Origin of the sequence: Nitriliruptor alkaliphilus DSM 45188 (assembly GCF_000969705.1) — a bacterium.
In the GTDB taxonomy this organism is placed as follows: Bacteria; Actinomycetota; Nitriliruptoria; order Nitriliruptorales; family Nitriliruptoraceae; genus Nitriliruptor; species Nitriliruptor alkaliphilus.
Genome location: NZ_KQ033901.1, coordinates 1,473,403 through 1,487,781, shown reverse-complemented (window position 1 = coordinate 1,487,781; position 14,379 = coordinate 1,473,403). Strand labels below are relative to the sequence as shown.

Sequence of the window (14,379 nt, the reverse complement as noted above, 5' to 3'; positions counted from 1 at the left end):
GACGCGGCCGACCGCGCCTCCGACCGCGCGTCCGGCCGGCGCGGCCGTCAGCGCCCCGCGGCCGGTCCCGGCGAGGACGCGGACCCACCCGGCGGCGTGCGACCCTCAGGCGTGCTGAGCAACCCGCGGATGACCTCCTCCAGCGCGGTCAGGTCGAACGGCTTGGTCAGCACCTCATCGGCCCCGCAGGCCCGCAACCGGGCGACCTCCTCGGGGTACGCCTTGGCGGTCACGAACACGATGGGCACCTCGCTGAGCGTCTCCGAGGTACGGAAGGCCGTCGCCAGGGAGATGCCGTCCAACCCCGGCATCATCACGTCGATGAGCGCGAGGTCCGGCGGGTCGGCCAGAGCCGCCTCGAGCGCCGCGTCACCGGATGCGTAGGAGCTCAGCACCAGGTCCGGTGCGGGATCGAGGGTGAGTTCGACCAGGAAGCGGATGTCCTCGTCGTCATCGACGTGCAGGACCCGGAGCGGTGCGGCCACCCTCTTCCGTTCGCTGTACCCACGGCCGCGAGGCTAGCCGGCCTGCCCGCCCGTCAAGGTCGACACCGACGTCACCACCGGCACCCCCGCGGCCGGCCGACCACGCCGCGACCGCGAGCAGCACCGGCGCGACGAGGGCAGGCACGGTGAGCAGCAGCCGTGAGGTCGCGAGGTAGGTCGTGACCGCGAGGGCCGCCGCCCCGAGGCCTGGGACCACGAGGGGGTGCCACCGCGGCGTCCCTGCCTCCCACCGCGCGAGCATGCGGTCGGCATCGATCAGGACCGCGCCGAGCACCACGATGGGGAACCCGACGAGCCCCATCAGGAGGGTGATGCCGAGCACCGTGCCGACCCCCGCCGCGATCAACGCCGTCCGCACCGGGACGCGGCGGGTGACCAGCGCCGCCAGCAACGCCAGCTCGCCCAGCACCGCCCCGAGGGCGGCCGCGCGCCACCGCCAGGGATCGGAGGCGACCCACAGCGCCACCTCCGACAGAGGCGGGTCGCGGAACCCCAGGACCTCGGCGGCCAGGATGTTGCGCATGTTCTCGCTGGTGACCCACGCCAGGCCCCCGCCGATCACCTTCGACCAGGCCGCCGCAGCCAGCATCGCTGCGAGCGCGACGCGACAGGCCTGCACCGGCCACCGGAACCGCCAGTCGGGCGGTTCGCCCCCCCGGGGTGCGGCTGCCAGCACAACGACGACGAGCATGATCACCAGGGGTTGGCGGTCGTGATCGATCTTGCCGAGCGAGTTCGCCGCGAGGACCAGGTAGCCGTAGGCCCCCGCCGCCACCGCGGCACTCAACCGGGGGCGCACGTGGGCCAGGGCGGTGATCGAGGCCACCAGCGCCAGCCCGACCGCGACGGGGATCGACCGACCGGGCGACCCCAGCGGGAGGAGTGCCAACGCCGAGATCGGCTCCCAGACCACCTCGGCACGGCCGGGGATCGCGCCGAAGCTGTGTCGCCGGTTCCACACGTCGATGGCGACCGTGCTCAGCACCACCGCACGGACCACGATCCAGGCCAGGGCCGACCCCGGCGCGAACCAGAAGCGCTCCCACCTCGTCACGAGCCACCTGCCGGGGGGATCTCGACCTCGACGATGACCTGACGGTCGAGGACCTCGAGACCGACGGGGTCGGGGTGCCGGGTGATCGCGGACGCCACGTGGCTGACCACCACGCGCTCGTACCGGTCGCCCGCCAACTGGACGGCCATCTCGCTCAAGCGGTCCACGTCCTCGTCGGCTGCCAGGCGCAGCAGACCTGGCGTGACGCGGGACGTCCGAGCCCCACCAGGGATCCGTCGGCCGCCACCCCGCTGAAGGTGACCTGGGCGACCTCGTACTGCCCGACCCGCGCAGCCGAGTACATGGGGTAACGCGACAGCGGGTAGACGTCGTCGAGCGCCAGGCCCGAGGTCACGACGGACGTGGCCACGAAGGCCGCCAACCCCGGGCTCGGCCCCCCCACGGGCGGCCGGGTGGCACCGGCGCCGTCCGCGTCCACGTCGCCCCGATCGCCCCCGCCACGAGCAGCAGCTGCGCAGGTGGCGCGACGACGGCCAGCGACGAGGTGCCGAGCCCGGCGGTCAGCACGGGGATGGCGGCGATCACCCCGAACGATCCGACGACCAGCCCTCACCAGAGCCGGCGGGTCGAGGCCAGCGTCGCGCGAACGGGAGCCGGACCGATCCGACCGCCCCCGAGCAGCACCCAGCCGGCCGACGCGGCCGCGACCGCACCGAGGATCAGCGCGGGCGTCCCGGCGATCTCGCCCCGCCTGATCGACGCGAGGGCCAGCAGACCGACGACCTGACCGCCGGCCCACACCAGCGCAAGGCCCACGCTCGCGCGGAGCCGGTCGCTGGCATCACCGACCACCTGGTCAGCGTGGGAGCCACGCGCGACGACCCCCGGGTCCACCTCGCATCACCCCTGCATCGAGGCGCCGCACCCCCGGCACCGTGGCCCAACGCTAGAGGCTGCACGGCGCCAGGGGGCGGGAACCGCGGTGGCCCCTGCCGGTGCGTTCCGCGGCGTCCGGTGGAACGAGGTGGCCCGTCGGACCCCTCGGTCGCTGCTCGGGTGGCGCGATCAGGTGCCTACCGCCGCGCGCCGCGACCGCGCGCGCCCATGACGCCGCCGGCGACCACGAGGGCCACGCTGATGATCAGCAGCCAGAACAGCCCCTCGACGAGGAGGCCGATGCCGCCGAAGACCAGCGCGAGGATGATGAGGAGGACGACGATACCCATGGTGAACTCCCGGTCGGTGAGACGTACCCGTCGTCCCGAGGGTGCCGACCGCCGGGCAGCGATGTCTGTCCGTCCGGCCCCCTCAGCGATCACCTTCCGCTCGCGCCCGACCGATCGGTCGTGTAGCGGTACCGCGAGACGTGCTCGTAGGCCTCGTCGGGTCCCACCAGCACCGTCGGGAAGGTGGGCTGGTTGACGGCGTCGGGCAGCTGTTGCGGCTCGAGACAGAGGCCGGCGTGCACGCCGTACCGACGGCCATCCTTGCCCTCGAGGAGCGCAGCGATCTGGTTCCCCGAGTAGAACTGCAGGCACGGCTGATCGGTCGACAGCTCCAGGACCCGCCCCGACCTCGGGTCACGCAGCACCGCGGCCAACCGAACCCCGGCTCCCGGGCCGTCCAGCAGGTAGCTGTGGTCGTAGCCGTGCGCGCGCGGCACGTCCCGAAGCTCGTCGAGACCTGCGCCGATGACCGTCGGCCGACGCAGGTCGAGCACGGTCCCCTCGACCGGCTGATGCGTGCCGGTGGGGATGAGCTCGTCGGTGACCTCGAGCACCCGATCGGCGACGATCCGCAGCTCGTGGTCGCGGACGGTGCCGCTGCCCGCACCGGCGAGGTTGACGTAGGCGTGGTTGGTCATGCTCACCGGCGTCGTGGCATCGGTGGTCGCGCGGTAGGTCACCTCGAGGGTGTCCTCGAGCCAACGGTAGGTCGCGGTGGCATCGAGCTCACCCGGGTAGCCCTCCTCGCCATCGGGCGACACGTGACGCAGACACACCTCCTGCCGGTCGGCGTGCTCGACGGTCCACAGCACCCGGTGGAAGGGGCGCTCGGCCCCGCCGTGCAGGTGGTGCGGCCCCTCGTTGCGGGCCAGGGTGTGCTGCCGCCCGTCGATCGTGAACGTGCCGCTGGCGATGCGGCCCGCGACGCGTCCGATGGTCGCGCCGAGGAACGGGTTGTCCGGCGCGGCGTACGCCTCCGCCGAGCTGTAGCCGAGGATGACGTCGGCGAGGTGGCCGTCCCGGTCGGGCGCGTGCAAACCCACGAGCGTGGCCCCGAGGTCGGTCACCGTCGCGAGCCGGCCCCCCGCACCCTCGATCGCGATCAGTCGCGCTGCGTCACCCGCTGGGGTCGTCCCGAACATGCCGGTGCCATCCGTCGATCACGGGTACCGCTCTGGCCCCGGCGAGCGCGGCAGCCTACGGACCAGCCGCCCGCTCGGCTCGACGACCGCCTCGTCCCTAGGCTCGCGACCCACCCGACCGAGGCCCGCCGTGTCCGCTTCCGACGATCCACGGAGCGGGGACGCGCCCCGGATCGTCGGGCTGCGGCTGCGTGACGTCCGCTCGGTGTGGGGGCCGCCGGTCGCGGTCCCGCTCGGCCGCGGACTGACGGTCCTGGTCGGCGCCAACCGGTCCGGTACGTCGAACGTCGCCTGGGCGTTCGCTGCTGCGCTCGACCCGTCGCTGACGTTCTCACCCGGACGCGACGTGCCCCGACGTCGTCGGGGTCACGCCGCACCCGGAGCGACCCTCCAGTTCGGGTCCGGGAGCGAGGTCTCGGTGCACTGGGACCCGGTCGACGGGACGCGCACCACCACCGGCGACGTGCCGAGCGGCCACGTGGTCTGGGCGCCGATCGATCGGACCGCGACCGACCTGGTCGCGGCAGCACCGCTCGACCTGGGGGATGCCACGGTGCGCAACCACCTCGCCGCCGAGGTGGCACGCGTCGCGCAGGTCGTGCTGCCCGGCATCGTCGAGGTCGCGATCGATGCCGCCGGGCGGGTGACGGTGCGCGACGACCTCGGGTCCGAGATCGCCGCCCCGGAGATCCGTGCCATCGTCGCCGTGGGACTGGCACGAGCGCTGGTGGACGCCGGCCGTGCCCCAGCGGCGCTCGTCGTGGAAGCACCCGAGGTGTTCCTGCACCCCGCGGGTCAGGAGACGGTCGCCGATCTGCTCGTCGCCGTTTCGATCGAGACCCGGACGCCCGTGGTGACGACCACGACCTCGCCGTTCGCCATCCCGCGCACGTCCGAGACCACCGTGGTCGCGCTCGCCCGGGACGTCGTCGGTCGGACCGACGTCGCGGGCACCGCCCTCGGGGATGCTTCCCAGGCCCGGTTGCTGGGCGGCCTGCTGCGGGACGCTGGCCTGGCCGCGGTGCTCGACCGCGTCAGCGCCCTCCCCCCGAGCACCCGGGGCGTGCTGATCGTCGAGGGCGGGACCGACGAGGCCTACCTCCGCCAGGTCGCGGAGACGCTCGGCCGAGGCGACACGCTCGTCGACCTCGCCATCCGACCGGCCGGCGGGGCGATGGCCGCCGCTGCGGCCGCCATCGTGCTGCGGGCGGAGTCCGAGGTCCCGGTCCTCGTCCTGCTCGACAACGACGCCCCGGGCCGCCGAGCGCTCGAGACCCTGGTGTCCCGCTTCGGGTTCGAGCGCCGGCGCGAGGTGATGACCTACGCCGACGTCTTCGAGGGTGGCCCGCAGGGCGTCGAGGCCGAGACGTTGTTCGACCAGGGGCTGCTGCGCCGGTTCGTTCGAGAGCGGGGGCCGGCATCCAGCCACGGCGAGCTCCGGCTGCCGCAGGGGCTGCCCCACCTCGACCTGACGTCGTCGGGCAAGAGCGCCTACGTGGGGTGGCTGCGGACGCACGCCCGTCCCGAGCACCTCGACCGGTGGCGGGCACTGCTCGACCTCATCGACGAGCGGTTCCCGGACGGGTGATGCGCCGGACTCACGGCTGCTCCAGGACGGACAGGACGTTGCCCGCCGGGTCGCTGAACCAGGCGATCAGCGGCCCACCCCCGGAGCGTTCGATCCCGTCCTCGTCGTGATCGAACCCGTCGTACCGCTCGAAGGTGATGCCGCGTCGCGTCAGGTCAGCGACGGTCCGTTCGACGTCGTCCACCGGGAAGTTCAGGACGGTGAACGTGGCCGGTGCTCGGGGCTGAGTTCGATGACCTGGACGTAGTTGCCGTCCGGGTCCGTGGCGGTCGCGAACAGGCTGCCGTCGCGATCCTCGAGCTCGGCGACCCACGTGGTGCCTGCTCGCTCCAGAGCCGCGACGGCGGCTCGGGCGTCGGTGACGGCGAAGTTGAGGATGCAGCGACCCGGCTCGGGGTTGGTGTCGCCGATGTCGTCTCGTCGGTCGATCAGGACGTCGAACCGGCCGAACCGCATGGCGCGGTACCCCTCGACCATCACGTCGTCCTGCGGATCGAACGCTGCCGCGTACCAGGCACCGAGTCGGTCGGGGTCGGTGCTGGCGAGCAGCATGCCTTCCAGCGCGGGGGGCCTCACGGTGTCGCTCCTGCCGTCGTCCGCGGTCGGGCCGTCACGGGTGGAGACCCGGAGCCCCGCGCGAACTCATCGGTCAGGTCGGCTGTCGGCACCCGCCACGGCCGGCCGTCGACGGCGGTGTGGGCGCGGGCCCGGGGGCGCGTTCACCAGGGGCTGTATGCAACCGAACGTCACCGACGCGACATTCGCCGGAAACAACCCGTCCTTAGCGTCCGGCCGCATACAACGTGAGGGATGTGGCGGATGAGTCAGAGCACGACCCCGAGCAGGATCGGCGCGACACGGACCGGCGAACTGGTCGATCACCTGCGGGGTGACATCGCTGCCGGATCCTTCGCACCGGGTGAACGCCTGACCGAGGGGGCCCTGGCCACGAGGTACGGCACGAGCCGTACACCCGTGCGCGAGGCCCTGCGGGTACTGACCCAGGAGATGCTGCTGGTCCACGTACCCAACTGGGGGCACCGCGTCGCCCGGCTGCGCTCGACCGACCTCGACGACCTGTACGCCGTCAGGATCGGGATCGAGAGCCAGTCCGTTCGACGGTTGGCGCTCGGGATCGGCGACCTGACCGCCGTCCGAGGGTTGCTCGACACCTGGGACGTCGGGCCCGACCAGCGTGTCGCGGACGTCAACCTGGTCTTCGAGGACGAGCGCTTCCACGAGGGCTTGGCTGCGGCCGCGGGCGGGACGGTGCTCCTCCCGCTGCTCCGGCAGATCAACCGTCGACTGCACAGCCTGCGGATGCGCGAGTTCGTCGACGCCGATCGGGTGCAGCGGACCTACGAGGAGCACGCGTCGATCCTGCGGGCGATCCTGACCGGCGACCCGACCCTGGCAGCCGCGTTGATGCACGCCCACATCCTGGCGGGCCAGCGCTTCGTCCGCGAGAGCGCGCTGTCGCTCGGTCTCGTCGCCGGCGTCGACGAGGTGCTGGACGACGCGGAGCAGGGGATGAGCGCCGAGGTGACGTCGTGACGACCCAGGTCGGGGCGACCGCACCGGCTTCCCGCGTCGCTGCGCTCGGTGTGCGTGGCCTGGTCACCGCGTACCGCGGCGGGCGTCTGCGACCGTCCGAGGTCGTGACCGAGGTGCTGGATGCCGTCACGGCCGGCGATCCGGCGATCTGGATCGACGTGGTCGAGCGGGAGGTGCTCCTGACCAGGTGCGGCGAGCTCGAGCAGCTCCCGGACGGACCCGACCGGTTGCCGCTGTACGGCGTGCCGTTCGCCGTGAAGGACAACATCGACGTCGCGGGGCGAACGACGACCGCGGGGTGCCCGGCGTTCGCCACGGATGCCAGCGTGTCCGCTCCGGTGGTCGAGCTGCTCGAGGCCGCCGGCGCGATCCTGGTCGGCAAGACCAACCTCGACCAGTTCGCGACGGGCCTCGTCGGGACCCGCAGTCCCTACGGCGTACCGGTCAACCCATCGGCACCGGAGCACGTCCCGGGCGGATCCTCATCCGGTTCGGCCGTCGCCGTCGCCAGCGGTCTGGTCGCCTTCTCCCTCGGCACGGACACGGCCGGCTCGGGACGGGTACCGGCGGCCATGAACGGCATCGTCGGTCTGAAGCCGACCCGCGGTCTGCTGTCCACGCGCGGTCTGGTCCCCGCGTGTCGCTCCCTCGACTGCGTCTCGGTCTTCGCCGGCGACGCCGCCGACGCCGCCGAGGTCCTCGCGGTCCTCGACGTGCACGACACGCAGGACGAGCTGAACCTGCGGCCGCACGAGCGTGTCCTGCTCCGGCCCGACGAGGTGTCGGCGTTGCGTATCGGCGTCCCGACGCTGGACGACGTCGACCCGGCGATCCTCGATGCCTTCGAGGCGCAGGTCGCTGGCCTGTCGGCACTCGGGGCCACCGTCGTGCCGATCGACCTGACGTCCTTCGAGGCGGCCGGCCGCCTGCTCTACGACGGGCCGTGGCTCGCGGAGCGGGTCGCCGGGGTGGGTGACTTCGTCGCCGCACGCCCGGGCGAGGTCCTCGAGGTGACCCGCGAGGTCATCGCGGGCGGCCGCGCCTACTCGGCGGTGGACCTGTTCCGCGGCATGGAGGAGCTGGCGACGCTGCGTCGGCGCGCTGAGCGGGTGTTCGAACGGATCGATGTCATCGCCCTGCCATCGGTCCCGACGCTGACCACGCTGGCCGACGTCGCCGCCGACCCGATCGGCAGCAACGCCCGCCTCGGGCGCTTCACGAACTTCGTGAACCTGCTCGACCTCGCCGCCATCGCCGTACCCGCCGGCGCGATCGAGGGCGTGCCGGTCGGGGTCACGCTGCTCGCACCGGCCTTGCACGATCTGACGCTGGTGCGCGTCGCCGCCCGGTTCCTCGGGAACGACATCGAACCGAGCAACGTCGTGAACCCGACCGCGCTGGCGGTCGCCGGTGCGCACCTGCGTGGCCAGCCGTTGCACCACCAGCTCACCGTCGGCGGTGCCCGTCTGCTGGCGCGGACGACGACGGCACCGACCTACCGGTTCTACGCCACGGACGGTCCCGGCCTCACCGTACCCGCCCTCGCACCGTCGACCGACGGCGTCCCCATCGACGTCGAGGTCTACGAGATCCCGGGCACCTACCTGCAGGTGCTCCGGGACCTCGCCGCCGACCCGCTGACGATCCGTCCCATCACGCTCGCCGACGGCAGCCAGGTCCAGGGCTACCGCACCGCGACGGACGACGCGCCGAAGGGACGCGACATCTCCCGCTTCGGGAGCTGGCGCGCGTACCTCGCCAGCGACCGGTCACCGACCCCGCACGACCCCGACACGAGAGTGAGCGTTCCACGATGAACCACCGATCCCTGCGTACCGCAGCGGCAGCGGCCGCGGTCGCCCTCGCCCTGACCGCCTGCGCCGGTGACAACACGGCCGAGCCAACCGCAGCCGCGGCCACCGACGAGATCGTGACGATCAAGATCGGCACGCTCAGGAGCCAGCCGCACCTGTTCCACCCGTTCTTCTACAGCGACTTCATCGCCGACGGGTACGAGATCGAGATCGTGTTGCTCGACTCGTCGCCGGACATCAAGAACGCGACGGTCAGCGGGAGCGTGGACTTCGGCATCACCGGCATCCCGTCGTCGCTGTCGGGGACCGTGGCCGGCGAGGACGTCGTCATCATCGCGTCCGCTGCCGACGGCGGGACCGGCATCGTGGGGAACCCGGACATCGACGGGGTGACCGACCTCGCTGGTCGGACCGTCGGCTTCCCGCAGGGTGCCTCGCAGGAGATCCTGCTGCGGCTGACGCTCGAGGAGCACGGCCTCAGCATCGACGACCTCGAGCTGGTGAACCTGCCCTTCGCGGAGATGGCCGGAGCGCTCGCCAGCGGGCAGATCGAGGCGTTCTCGAGCGCCGAGATCGGACCATCCGTCGCGAAGCAGGCGGGTGCCGTCGACATCGTCGACCCGTACGACACCCCGGTCGGCAAGGTCAACATCGGGCTCGTCTCCACCCAGAGCTACGTGGCCGCGAACCCCGAGACGACCCAGGCCCTGATCGATGCGCACATCGCAACGGTCGCCTTCATGAACGAGGACACCGACGCCTGGGCGCAAGCGGTGGTCGACGAGTTCGGGATGGACCCGGCGGTGGTCGAGACCGCGGTCACCAACATCTGGCCCCGCTACCACCTCGACCAGGCCTTCCTCGACCAGATCGCGGCGCTCGCCACCGAGATGCACGCCCTCGGCTATCTCGACGCCGTCCCGGACATGGCCGACGCGGTGGACACGAGCTGGGTCGAGTGATCGAACGCGAAGGAGCACCGCTCATGACCGTGGCTGACCTCGGGACCGAGACGTCGGATGGCGTCGAGGCCACGACCGCAGGGACGGACGCGACGGGCGCGATGTCGCCGTCCCCGCCCGTGCCCAGCCGTGCCGCGGCCGTGCTGCGGGCGGGGGGTGCGGCCGGCCGAAGCCTGGCCGTCGCCCTCCCCGTGCCGCTCCTGCTGCTGGTCTTCTGGCATGTGGGCGTGGTGAACGCGTGGCGCCTGCCGTTCGACATCAAGATGGCGTTCGTTCCGACACCGATCGAGGTGGTCGACCGGCTCCGCGACCTCCTCCTCGGTGGCGTCTTCGACGACGCCTTCAGCGGGACCGCGTGGCAGCACCTCTGGGCCAGCACGCAGCGGGTGCTGACCGGGTTCGTGCTGGCCGTCCTGATCGCGGTCCCGCTGGGCATCTGGATGGGTCGCTCCCGGCTCGTCTTCCGGCTGCTGGACCCGACCATCAACCTGATCCGGCCGGTGCCGGTGACGGCGTGGGCACCGCTGAGCCTGCTGATCATCGGGTTCGGCGACCGGTCGACGATCTTCCTCGTCTTCCTCGCTGCGTTCTTCCCGGTCCTGCTCAACACCATCGGCGGGGTCCAGCAGGTGTCGCCCCGCCTCATCGAGGCAGCAGCCATGCTCGGCACCCGCCCGCGAGCCGTGCTCTACCGCGTGGTCCTGCCAGCGTCGATGCGCAGCATCGTCAGCGGTCTGCGGATCGCCCTGGGTCTGTCCTGGGTCATCCTCGTGGTCGGGGAGACCGTCGGGATCCGCGTGGGGCTCGGCTCGATGATCACGCAGGCGCGCGACATGAGCAAGACGGACCTGATCGTCGCCGGGATGGTGATCATCGGGCTCGCCGGCTTCCTCGCGGACCGGCTGCTCAACGTGCTCATCCGGTTCGGAACGCAGAAGCGCCCGACCCTGTCGTGACACCCCGTTCGCCAAGGAGGTACCGCGTGGCAACCAGTCCCACGAAGGGCATGGGCCGCTCCGCCACCATCGACATCGCCGGTCTCTCCAAGACCTACGGGACCGGCCCGTCAGCGGTCACGGCCCTCGGAGCCATCGACCTGCACGTCGCCGCCGGCGAGTTCGTCGCGGTCGTCGGCGCCAGTGGCTGTGGTAAGAGCACCCTGATGCGCATCATCGCAGGCTTCGAGGCACCGTCCGGGGGCACGGTCGAGGTCAACGACGTCCCCGTGACGGCGCCTGGACCCGACCGAGGCGTCGTGTTCCAGGACTACGGCCTGTTCCCCTGGTTGAGCGTCGAGGAGAACATCGCCTACGGGCCCAAGCAGCAGCGGCTCGGTAGGACGACGGTCCGCGACCGGACCCGGCTGTTCATGGAGGCGGTCGGTCTGAGCAGATCGGCCGACCGGTTCCCCGGCGAGCTGAGCGGCGGCATGCAGCAACGCGTGGCGATCGCGCGGGTCCTGGCCAACGAGCCATCCGTGATGCTGATGGACGAACCCTTCGGGGCGTTGGATGCGCTGACACGTTCGGAGATGCAGGCCGAGCTGTCGCGGATCCAGGAGGAGACCGGCACCACGGTGGTCTTCATCACCCACAGCATCGAGGAGGCGGTCTTCCTCTCCGACCGGGTCGTGGTCATGGCCGGTGGCGCCTCGCACGGCAACGCCGGCCACATCCGCGAGATCGTCCCGATCGACCTGCCCGGCCGTCGTGACACGACCTCGCCGGCGTTCAACGAGTTCGAACGTCACATCGGCGGACTGATCCACCTCGGCAACGAGCGGCTCGACGCACCCGGCTGATCCCGCCGAGGCTGGGCGATGGCGCGAGCCAACCTGGGTAGCTGCTACCGAGGAGCTACGACCCCGCCACACGCACGCTGGGGCCCGACGCACCCCAGGAGCAGGCGCATGTCGGTCACCGGGTCCACCGCAACCTCCCCCCGAGCCACCACGCGATCGTACGAGTGGCCGTCCGGATCCGGACTGCAGGCGTCGAACCTGTCCCAGCAGGTCGCCGGCCGCACGCTGCTCGCCGACATCTCGCTGACGTTCCCACGTGGCGAGCTGGTCGCGATCATCGGCGGCAGCGGCGCCGGCAAGACCACGCTCCTCGAGAGCCTCGCCGGCGTCCGCCAGCCACACAGCGGCAGCGTGACGCTCGACGGCGTCGACGTCACCGCCGCGGCGGCCCGCCAGCGGATCGGCTGCGTTCCGCAGGACGACATCATCCACCTCGATCTGCCGCTGAGGCGCACCGTCGCCTACGCCGCCCGCCTGCGGCTGCCAGGGGCAGCGACGCGGACCGACATCGAGACAGCGGTCGACCGCGTCCTCGACGAGCTCGACCTCGCAGACCGTGCAGACGTCCCTGTCCGGGAGCTCTCCGGCGGCCAGCGCAAGCGCGCCAGCATCGCGGTCGAGCTGCTCACACGGCCCCAGGTCCTGCTGTTGGACGAGCCGACGTCGGGTCTCGATCCAGCCACCGCCGCCGAGGTCATGGGGGTCCTGCGCACGGTGGCGTCCCACGGCACGACGGTGGTCGTCACGACCCATGCGCCGGCCGACGTCCGGGCGTGTGACCGCGTCGTCCTGCTCGCCCGTGGTGGCCGGATGGCGTTCGACGGGTCGCCTCCGGACGCGCTCCGCTGGTTCGGCGTCGACCACCTCGACGCCCTGCACACCGCCGTCGCCGAGCACGACCCGCAGGAGGTGGCCGACCGTTTCGCCGCGATCGAGCGATCACACGCCGTGCCCCCGACCGACCTCGGGCCCACCGACGGACCATCCGACCCGGCCGGCATGGCCGGCGCCGGCCGACAGCTGCTGACCCTGATCCGACGGAGCGCGGAACTGATGCTGCGGACCAGGTTGACCTCCGTGATCCTGATCGGGTCACCGACGCTCGTCATCGCGATGATGACGACGTTGTTCCGCCCCGACACCTTCATCGGCGACGGCGACGCCATCGGTGCCATCCAGCTGGTCTACTGGATCGCGTTCGCGGGGTTCTTCTTCGGCCTGACGTACGGCCTGCTGCAGATCGTGACCGAAGCTCCGGTCGTCCGCCGCGAGCGCTTCTGGGGCCTGTCGATGACGGCGTACGTCACCTCCAAGATCCTGGTTCTGCTGCCGCTGCTGCTCGCGGTCGACGTCGCGCTCTTCACCGTCCTCCACGCCACGGACCGGCTGCCCTCGGCGGACGCGAGGACCTGGCTGGCCGTGGGTGTCGTGTTCTTGTTGGACGCGGCGGCGGGCCTGGCGCTCGGGTTGCTGGCATCCGCACTGGTCACCACCGCGGCGCAGGCCACGTTGGCCCTACCGATGCTGTGCTTCCCCCAGGTGCTGTTCGCCGGGGCGATGGTCCCGGTGGGCGTCATGACGGCCGGCGGACGTGCCATCAGCGACGTGATGAGCAACCGGTGGGCCTTCGAGGCCATCGGGCGCATCCTCGACCTCGGTGATCGCGTGCCGGCGGAGCAGCTGGGCGCCTGGGAGCCAGCCTTCCGAGGCGATGCGACGGCCCAAGTGGCTGCCCTGATCGCGATGGTCAGCATCTGCCTCGTCGTGTGCGTCCTCGTGCTGAGCCGGCGTCTGACGCCACGCTGAGATGGGCTGACCCCGCGCGTCCAGATCGCGACCTGGGTCGTCCGCGAACCGAGCCCTTGACCGTTTCTCCGGCGCCACGTACGTTGACCGAACGCTGTTCGGAAAACCTAACGACGTTCGGAGGATGGGATGCTGGCTTCGGTCCACCTCGCCGATCTCGGCACCGCCGGGGCGCTCCGCACCACGGCCAGCCGGCTCCGCGAGCATCAGGTCCCCGGCCTGCGCTGGGGCACGACCGCCCTGGCGATGCCGCTGGCGATGAACGGGTCCCCGCCGACGCGGCGCGCTGCGGTCATCGGGTTCTGGGACACCGACGAAGCGCTCGATGCCTTCGTGCGCGGGCACCGCGTCGGGCAGCGGTTCGCCGACGGCTTCGAGGCGCGGCTGCGTCCCCTGCGTGCTCACGGGGCCTGGCCCGGCCTCCCGACGGACGTGCCGGCCACGCGCAACGTCGCGCACGAGGGTCCGGTGGTGGTGGTCACCATGTCGTGGCTGCGGCTGTCCCGCCTCGGTGCGTTCACCCGAGCCAGTCGCCCCGCCGAGGAGACCGCCCTGGCCGACGACGGGCTGCTGTGGGCCACCGCCGCCGTCCGGCTGCCGTTCGCCGCGACGATCTCGGTCTGGCGCGACACGCGAGCGGCCGTGACCTACGCCTACCAGCGGGAACGACCCGAGCACCCGGCGGCGATCGACGCAGATCGTCGTCGCACCTTCAACCGCCGCTCGACCTTCATCCGGCTGGCGCCGATCCAGGCCCGGGGCGAGGTGGGCGGTGACCACCCGCTCACCGCCGCCACGCTCGGGGAGATGACCGGGCCGACGAGCACTCCCGAGCCTCACGCGTAGCGGGTGGGGATCGATGCGGAACGGGTTCGGCAGACGCGGCTCCCCGAACCTGACATAGTCGGACGATGGAGAGGTCACCGGCCGGGGCGGCCGACGCTGCGGTTCACCGCGGTCCGACG

At 71.9% G+C, this 14,379-nt stretch carries 16 protein-coding genes and 1 pseudogene; 8 read left to right on the top strand and 9 right to left on the bottom strand.

The window, feature by feature from the left end:
* Positions 1–47: 47 nt before the first annotated feature.
* From NITAL_RS07030 to NITAL_RS07000, 7 genes are all read right to left on the bottom strand, one after another.
* Positions 48–485, bottom strand: a complete 438-nt coding sequence (locus tag NITAL_RS07030) for a response regulator (RefSeq protein ID WP_052665395.1) — start codon at positions 483–485, stop codon at positions 48–50.
* The gene (locus NITAL_RS07025) at positions 451–1,560 is read right to left on the bottom strand and encodes a hypothetical protein (protein ID WP_052665394.1); all 1,110 of its coding nucleotides are present in this window, start codon (positions 1,558–1,560) and stop codon (positions 451–453) included. The genes NITAL_RS07030 and NITAL_RS07025 overlap by 35 nt, the downstream gene beginning before the upstream one ends.
* Positions 1,557–1,718: a hypothetical protein gene (locus tag NITAL_RS27090; RefSeq protein ID WP_157041682.1), complete on the bottom strand. Its 162-nt coding sequence runs from the start codon at positions 1,716–1,718 to the stop codon at positions 1,557–1,559. Before NITAL_RS27090 ends, NITAL_RS07025 begins: the two co-directional genes overlap by 4 nt.
* The gene (locus NITAL_RS07020; protein WP_052665393.1) at positions 1,715–1,930 is read right to left on the bottom strand and encodes a hypothetical protein; all 216 of its coding nucleotides are present in this window, start codon (positions 1,928–1,930) and stop codon (positions 1,715–1,717) included. The genes NITAL_RS27090 and NITAL_RS07020 overlap by 4 nt, the downstream gene beginning before the upstream one ends.
* Positions 1,931–2,130: 200 nt before the next feature.
* The gene (locus NITAL_RS07010; RefSeq protein WP_052665391.1) at positions 2,131–2,415 is read right to left on the bottom strand and encodes a hypothetical protein; all 285 of its coding nucleotides are present in this window, start codon (positions 2,413–2,415) and stop codon (positions 2,131–2,133) included.
* Between the two features lie 179 nt (positions 2,416–2,594).
* Positions 2,595–2,747 (bottom strand): hypothetical protein, encoded by a 153-nt coding sequence (locus tag NITAL_RS27890; RefSeq protein WP_169786763.1) that lies wholly within the window; start codon positions 2,745–2,747, stop codon positions 2,595–2,597.
* 89 nt (positions 2,748–2,836) lie between these two features.
* A complete protein-coding gene (locus tag NITAL_RS07000; RefSeq protein ID WP_052665389.1) occupies positions 2,837–3,889 on the bottom strand; it encodes an aldose epimerase family protein in 1,053 nt (350 codons plus the stop codon).
* 130 nt (positions 3,890–4,019) lie between these two features.
* On the opposite strand from NITAL_RS07000, the gene NITAL_RS06995 reads away from it, so the two are divergent.
* The gene (locus tag NITAL_RS06995) at positions 4,020–5,477 is read left to right on the top strand and encodes an OLD family protein (RefSeq protein ID WP_052665388.1); all 1,458 of its coding nucleotides are present in this window, start codon (positions 4,020–4,022) and stop codon (positions 5,475–5,477) included.
* Between the two features lie 10 nt (positions 5,478–5,487).
* Here the strand turns inward: NITAL_RS06995 and NITAL_RS06990 are convergent.
* Positions 5,488–5,691, bottom strand: a pseudogene (locus tag NITAL_RS06990) (VOC family protein); the annotation flags it as partial.
* Entirely contained in the window at positions 5,670–6,053 is a 384-nt protein-coding gene (locus NITAL_RS06985) for a VOC family protein (protein WP_052665387.1), read from the bottom strand. The pseudogene NITAL_RS06990 and the gene NITAL_RS06985, both read right to left, overlap by 22 nt.
* A 243-nt stretch (positions 6,054–6,296) precedes the next feature.
* Here NITAL_RS06985 and NITAL_RS06980 point away from each other — a divergent pair, with 243 nt between their 5' ends.
* The 7 genes from NITAL_RS06980 (at position 6,297) to NITAL_RS06950 (ending at position 14,260) form a co-directional block, all read left to right on the top strand.
* A complete protein-coding gene (locus tag NITAL_RS06980) occupies positions 6,297–7,031 on the top strand; it encodes a GntR family transcriptional regulator (RefSeq protein WP_169786762.1) in 735 nt (244 codons plus the stop codon).
* Positions 7,028–8,848: an allophanate hydrolase gene (gene atzF, locus NITAL_RS06975; protein ID WP_052665385.1), complete on the top strand. Its 1,821-nt coding sequence runs from the start codon at positions 7,028–7,030 to the stop codon at positions 8,846–8,848. The genes NITAL_RS06980 and atzF overlap by 4 nt, the downstream gene beginning before the upstream one ends.
* Positions 8,845–9,807: an ABC transporter substrate-binding protein gene (locus tag NITAL_RS06970; RefSeq protein ID WP_052665384.1), complete on the top strand. Its 963-nt coding sequence runs from the start codon at positions 8,845–8,847 to the stop codon at positions 9,805–9,807. Before atzF ends, NITAL_RS06970 begins: the two co-directional genes overlap by 4 nt.
* A 23-nt stretch (positions 9,808–9,830) precedes the next feature.
* Positions 9,831–10,763 (top strand): ABC transporter permease, encoded by a 933-nt coding sequence (locus NITAL_RS06965; protein WP_211262251.1) that lies wholly within the window; start codon positions 9,831–9,833, stop codon positions 10,761–10,763.
* Between the two features lie 50 nt (positions 10,764–10,813).
* A complete protein-coding gene (locus NITAL_RS06960) occupies positions 10,814–11,608 on the top strand; it encodes an ATP-binding cassette domain-containing protein (RefSeq protein WP_052665383.1) in 795 nt (264 codons plus the stop codon).
* A 108-nt stretch (positions 11,609–11,716) separates the two neighbouring features.
* Positions 11,717–13,414, top strand: coding sequence for an ATP-binding cassette domain-containing protein (locus NITAL_RS06955; RefSeq protein WP_052665382.1), 1,698 nt, complete (start codon positions 11,717–11,719; stop codon positions 13,412–13,414).
* Between the two features lie 129 nt (positions 13,415–13,543).
* The gene (locus tag NITAL_RS06950; protein ID WP_052665381.1) at positions 13,544–14,260 is read left to right on the top strand and encodes a hypothetical protein; all 717 of its coding nucleotides are present in this window, start codon (positions 13,544–13,546) and stop codon (positions 14,258–14,260) included.
* Positions 14,261–14,379 lie beyond the last annotated feature (119 nt).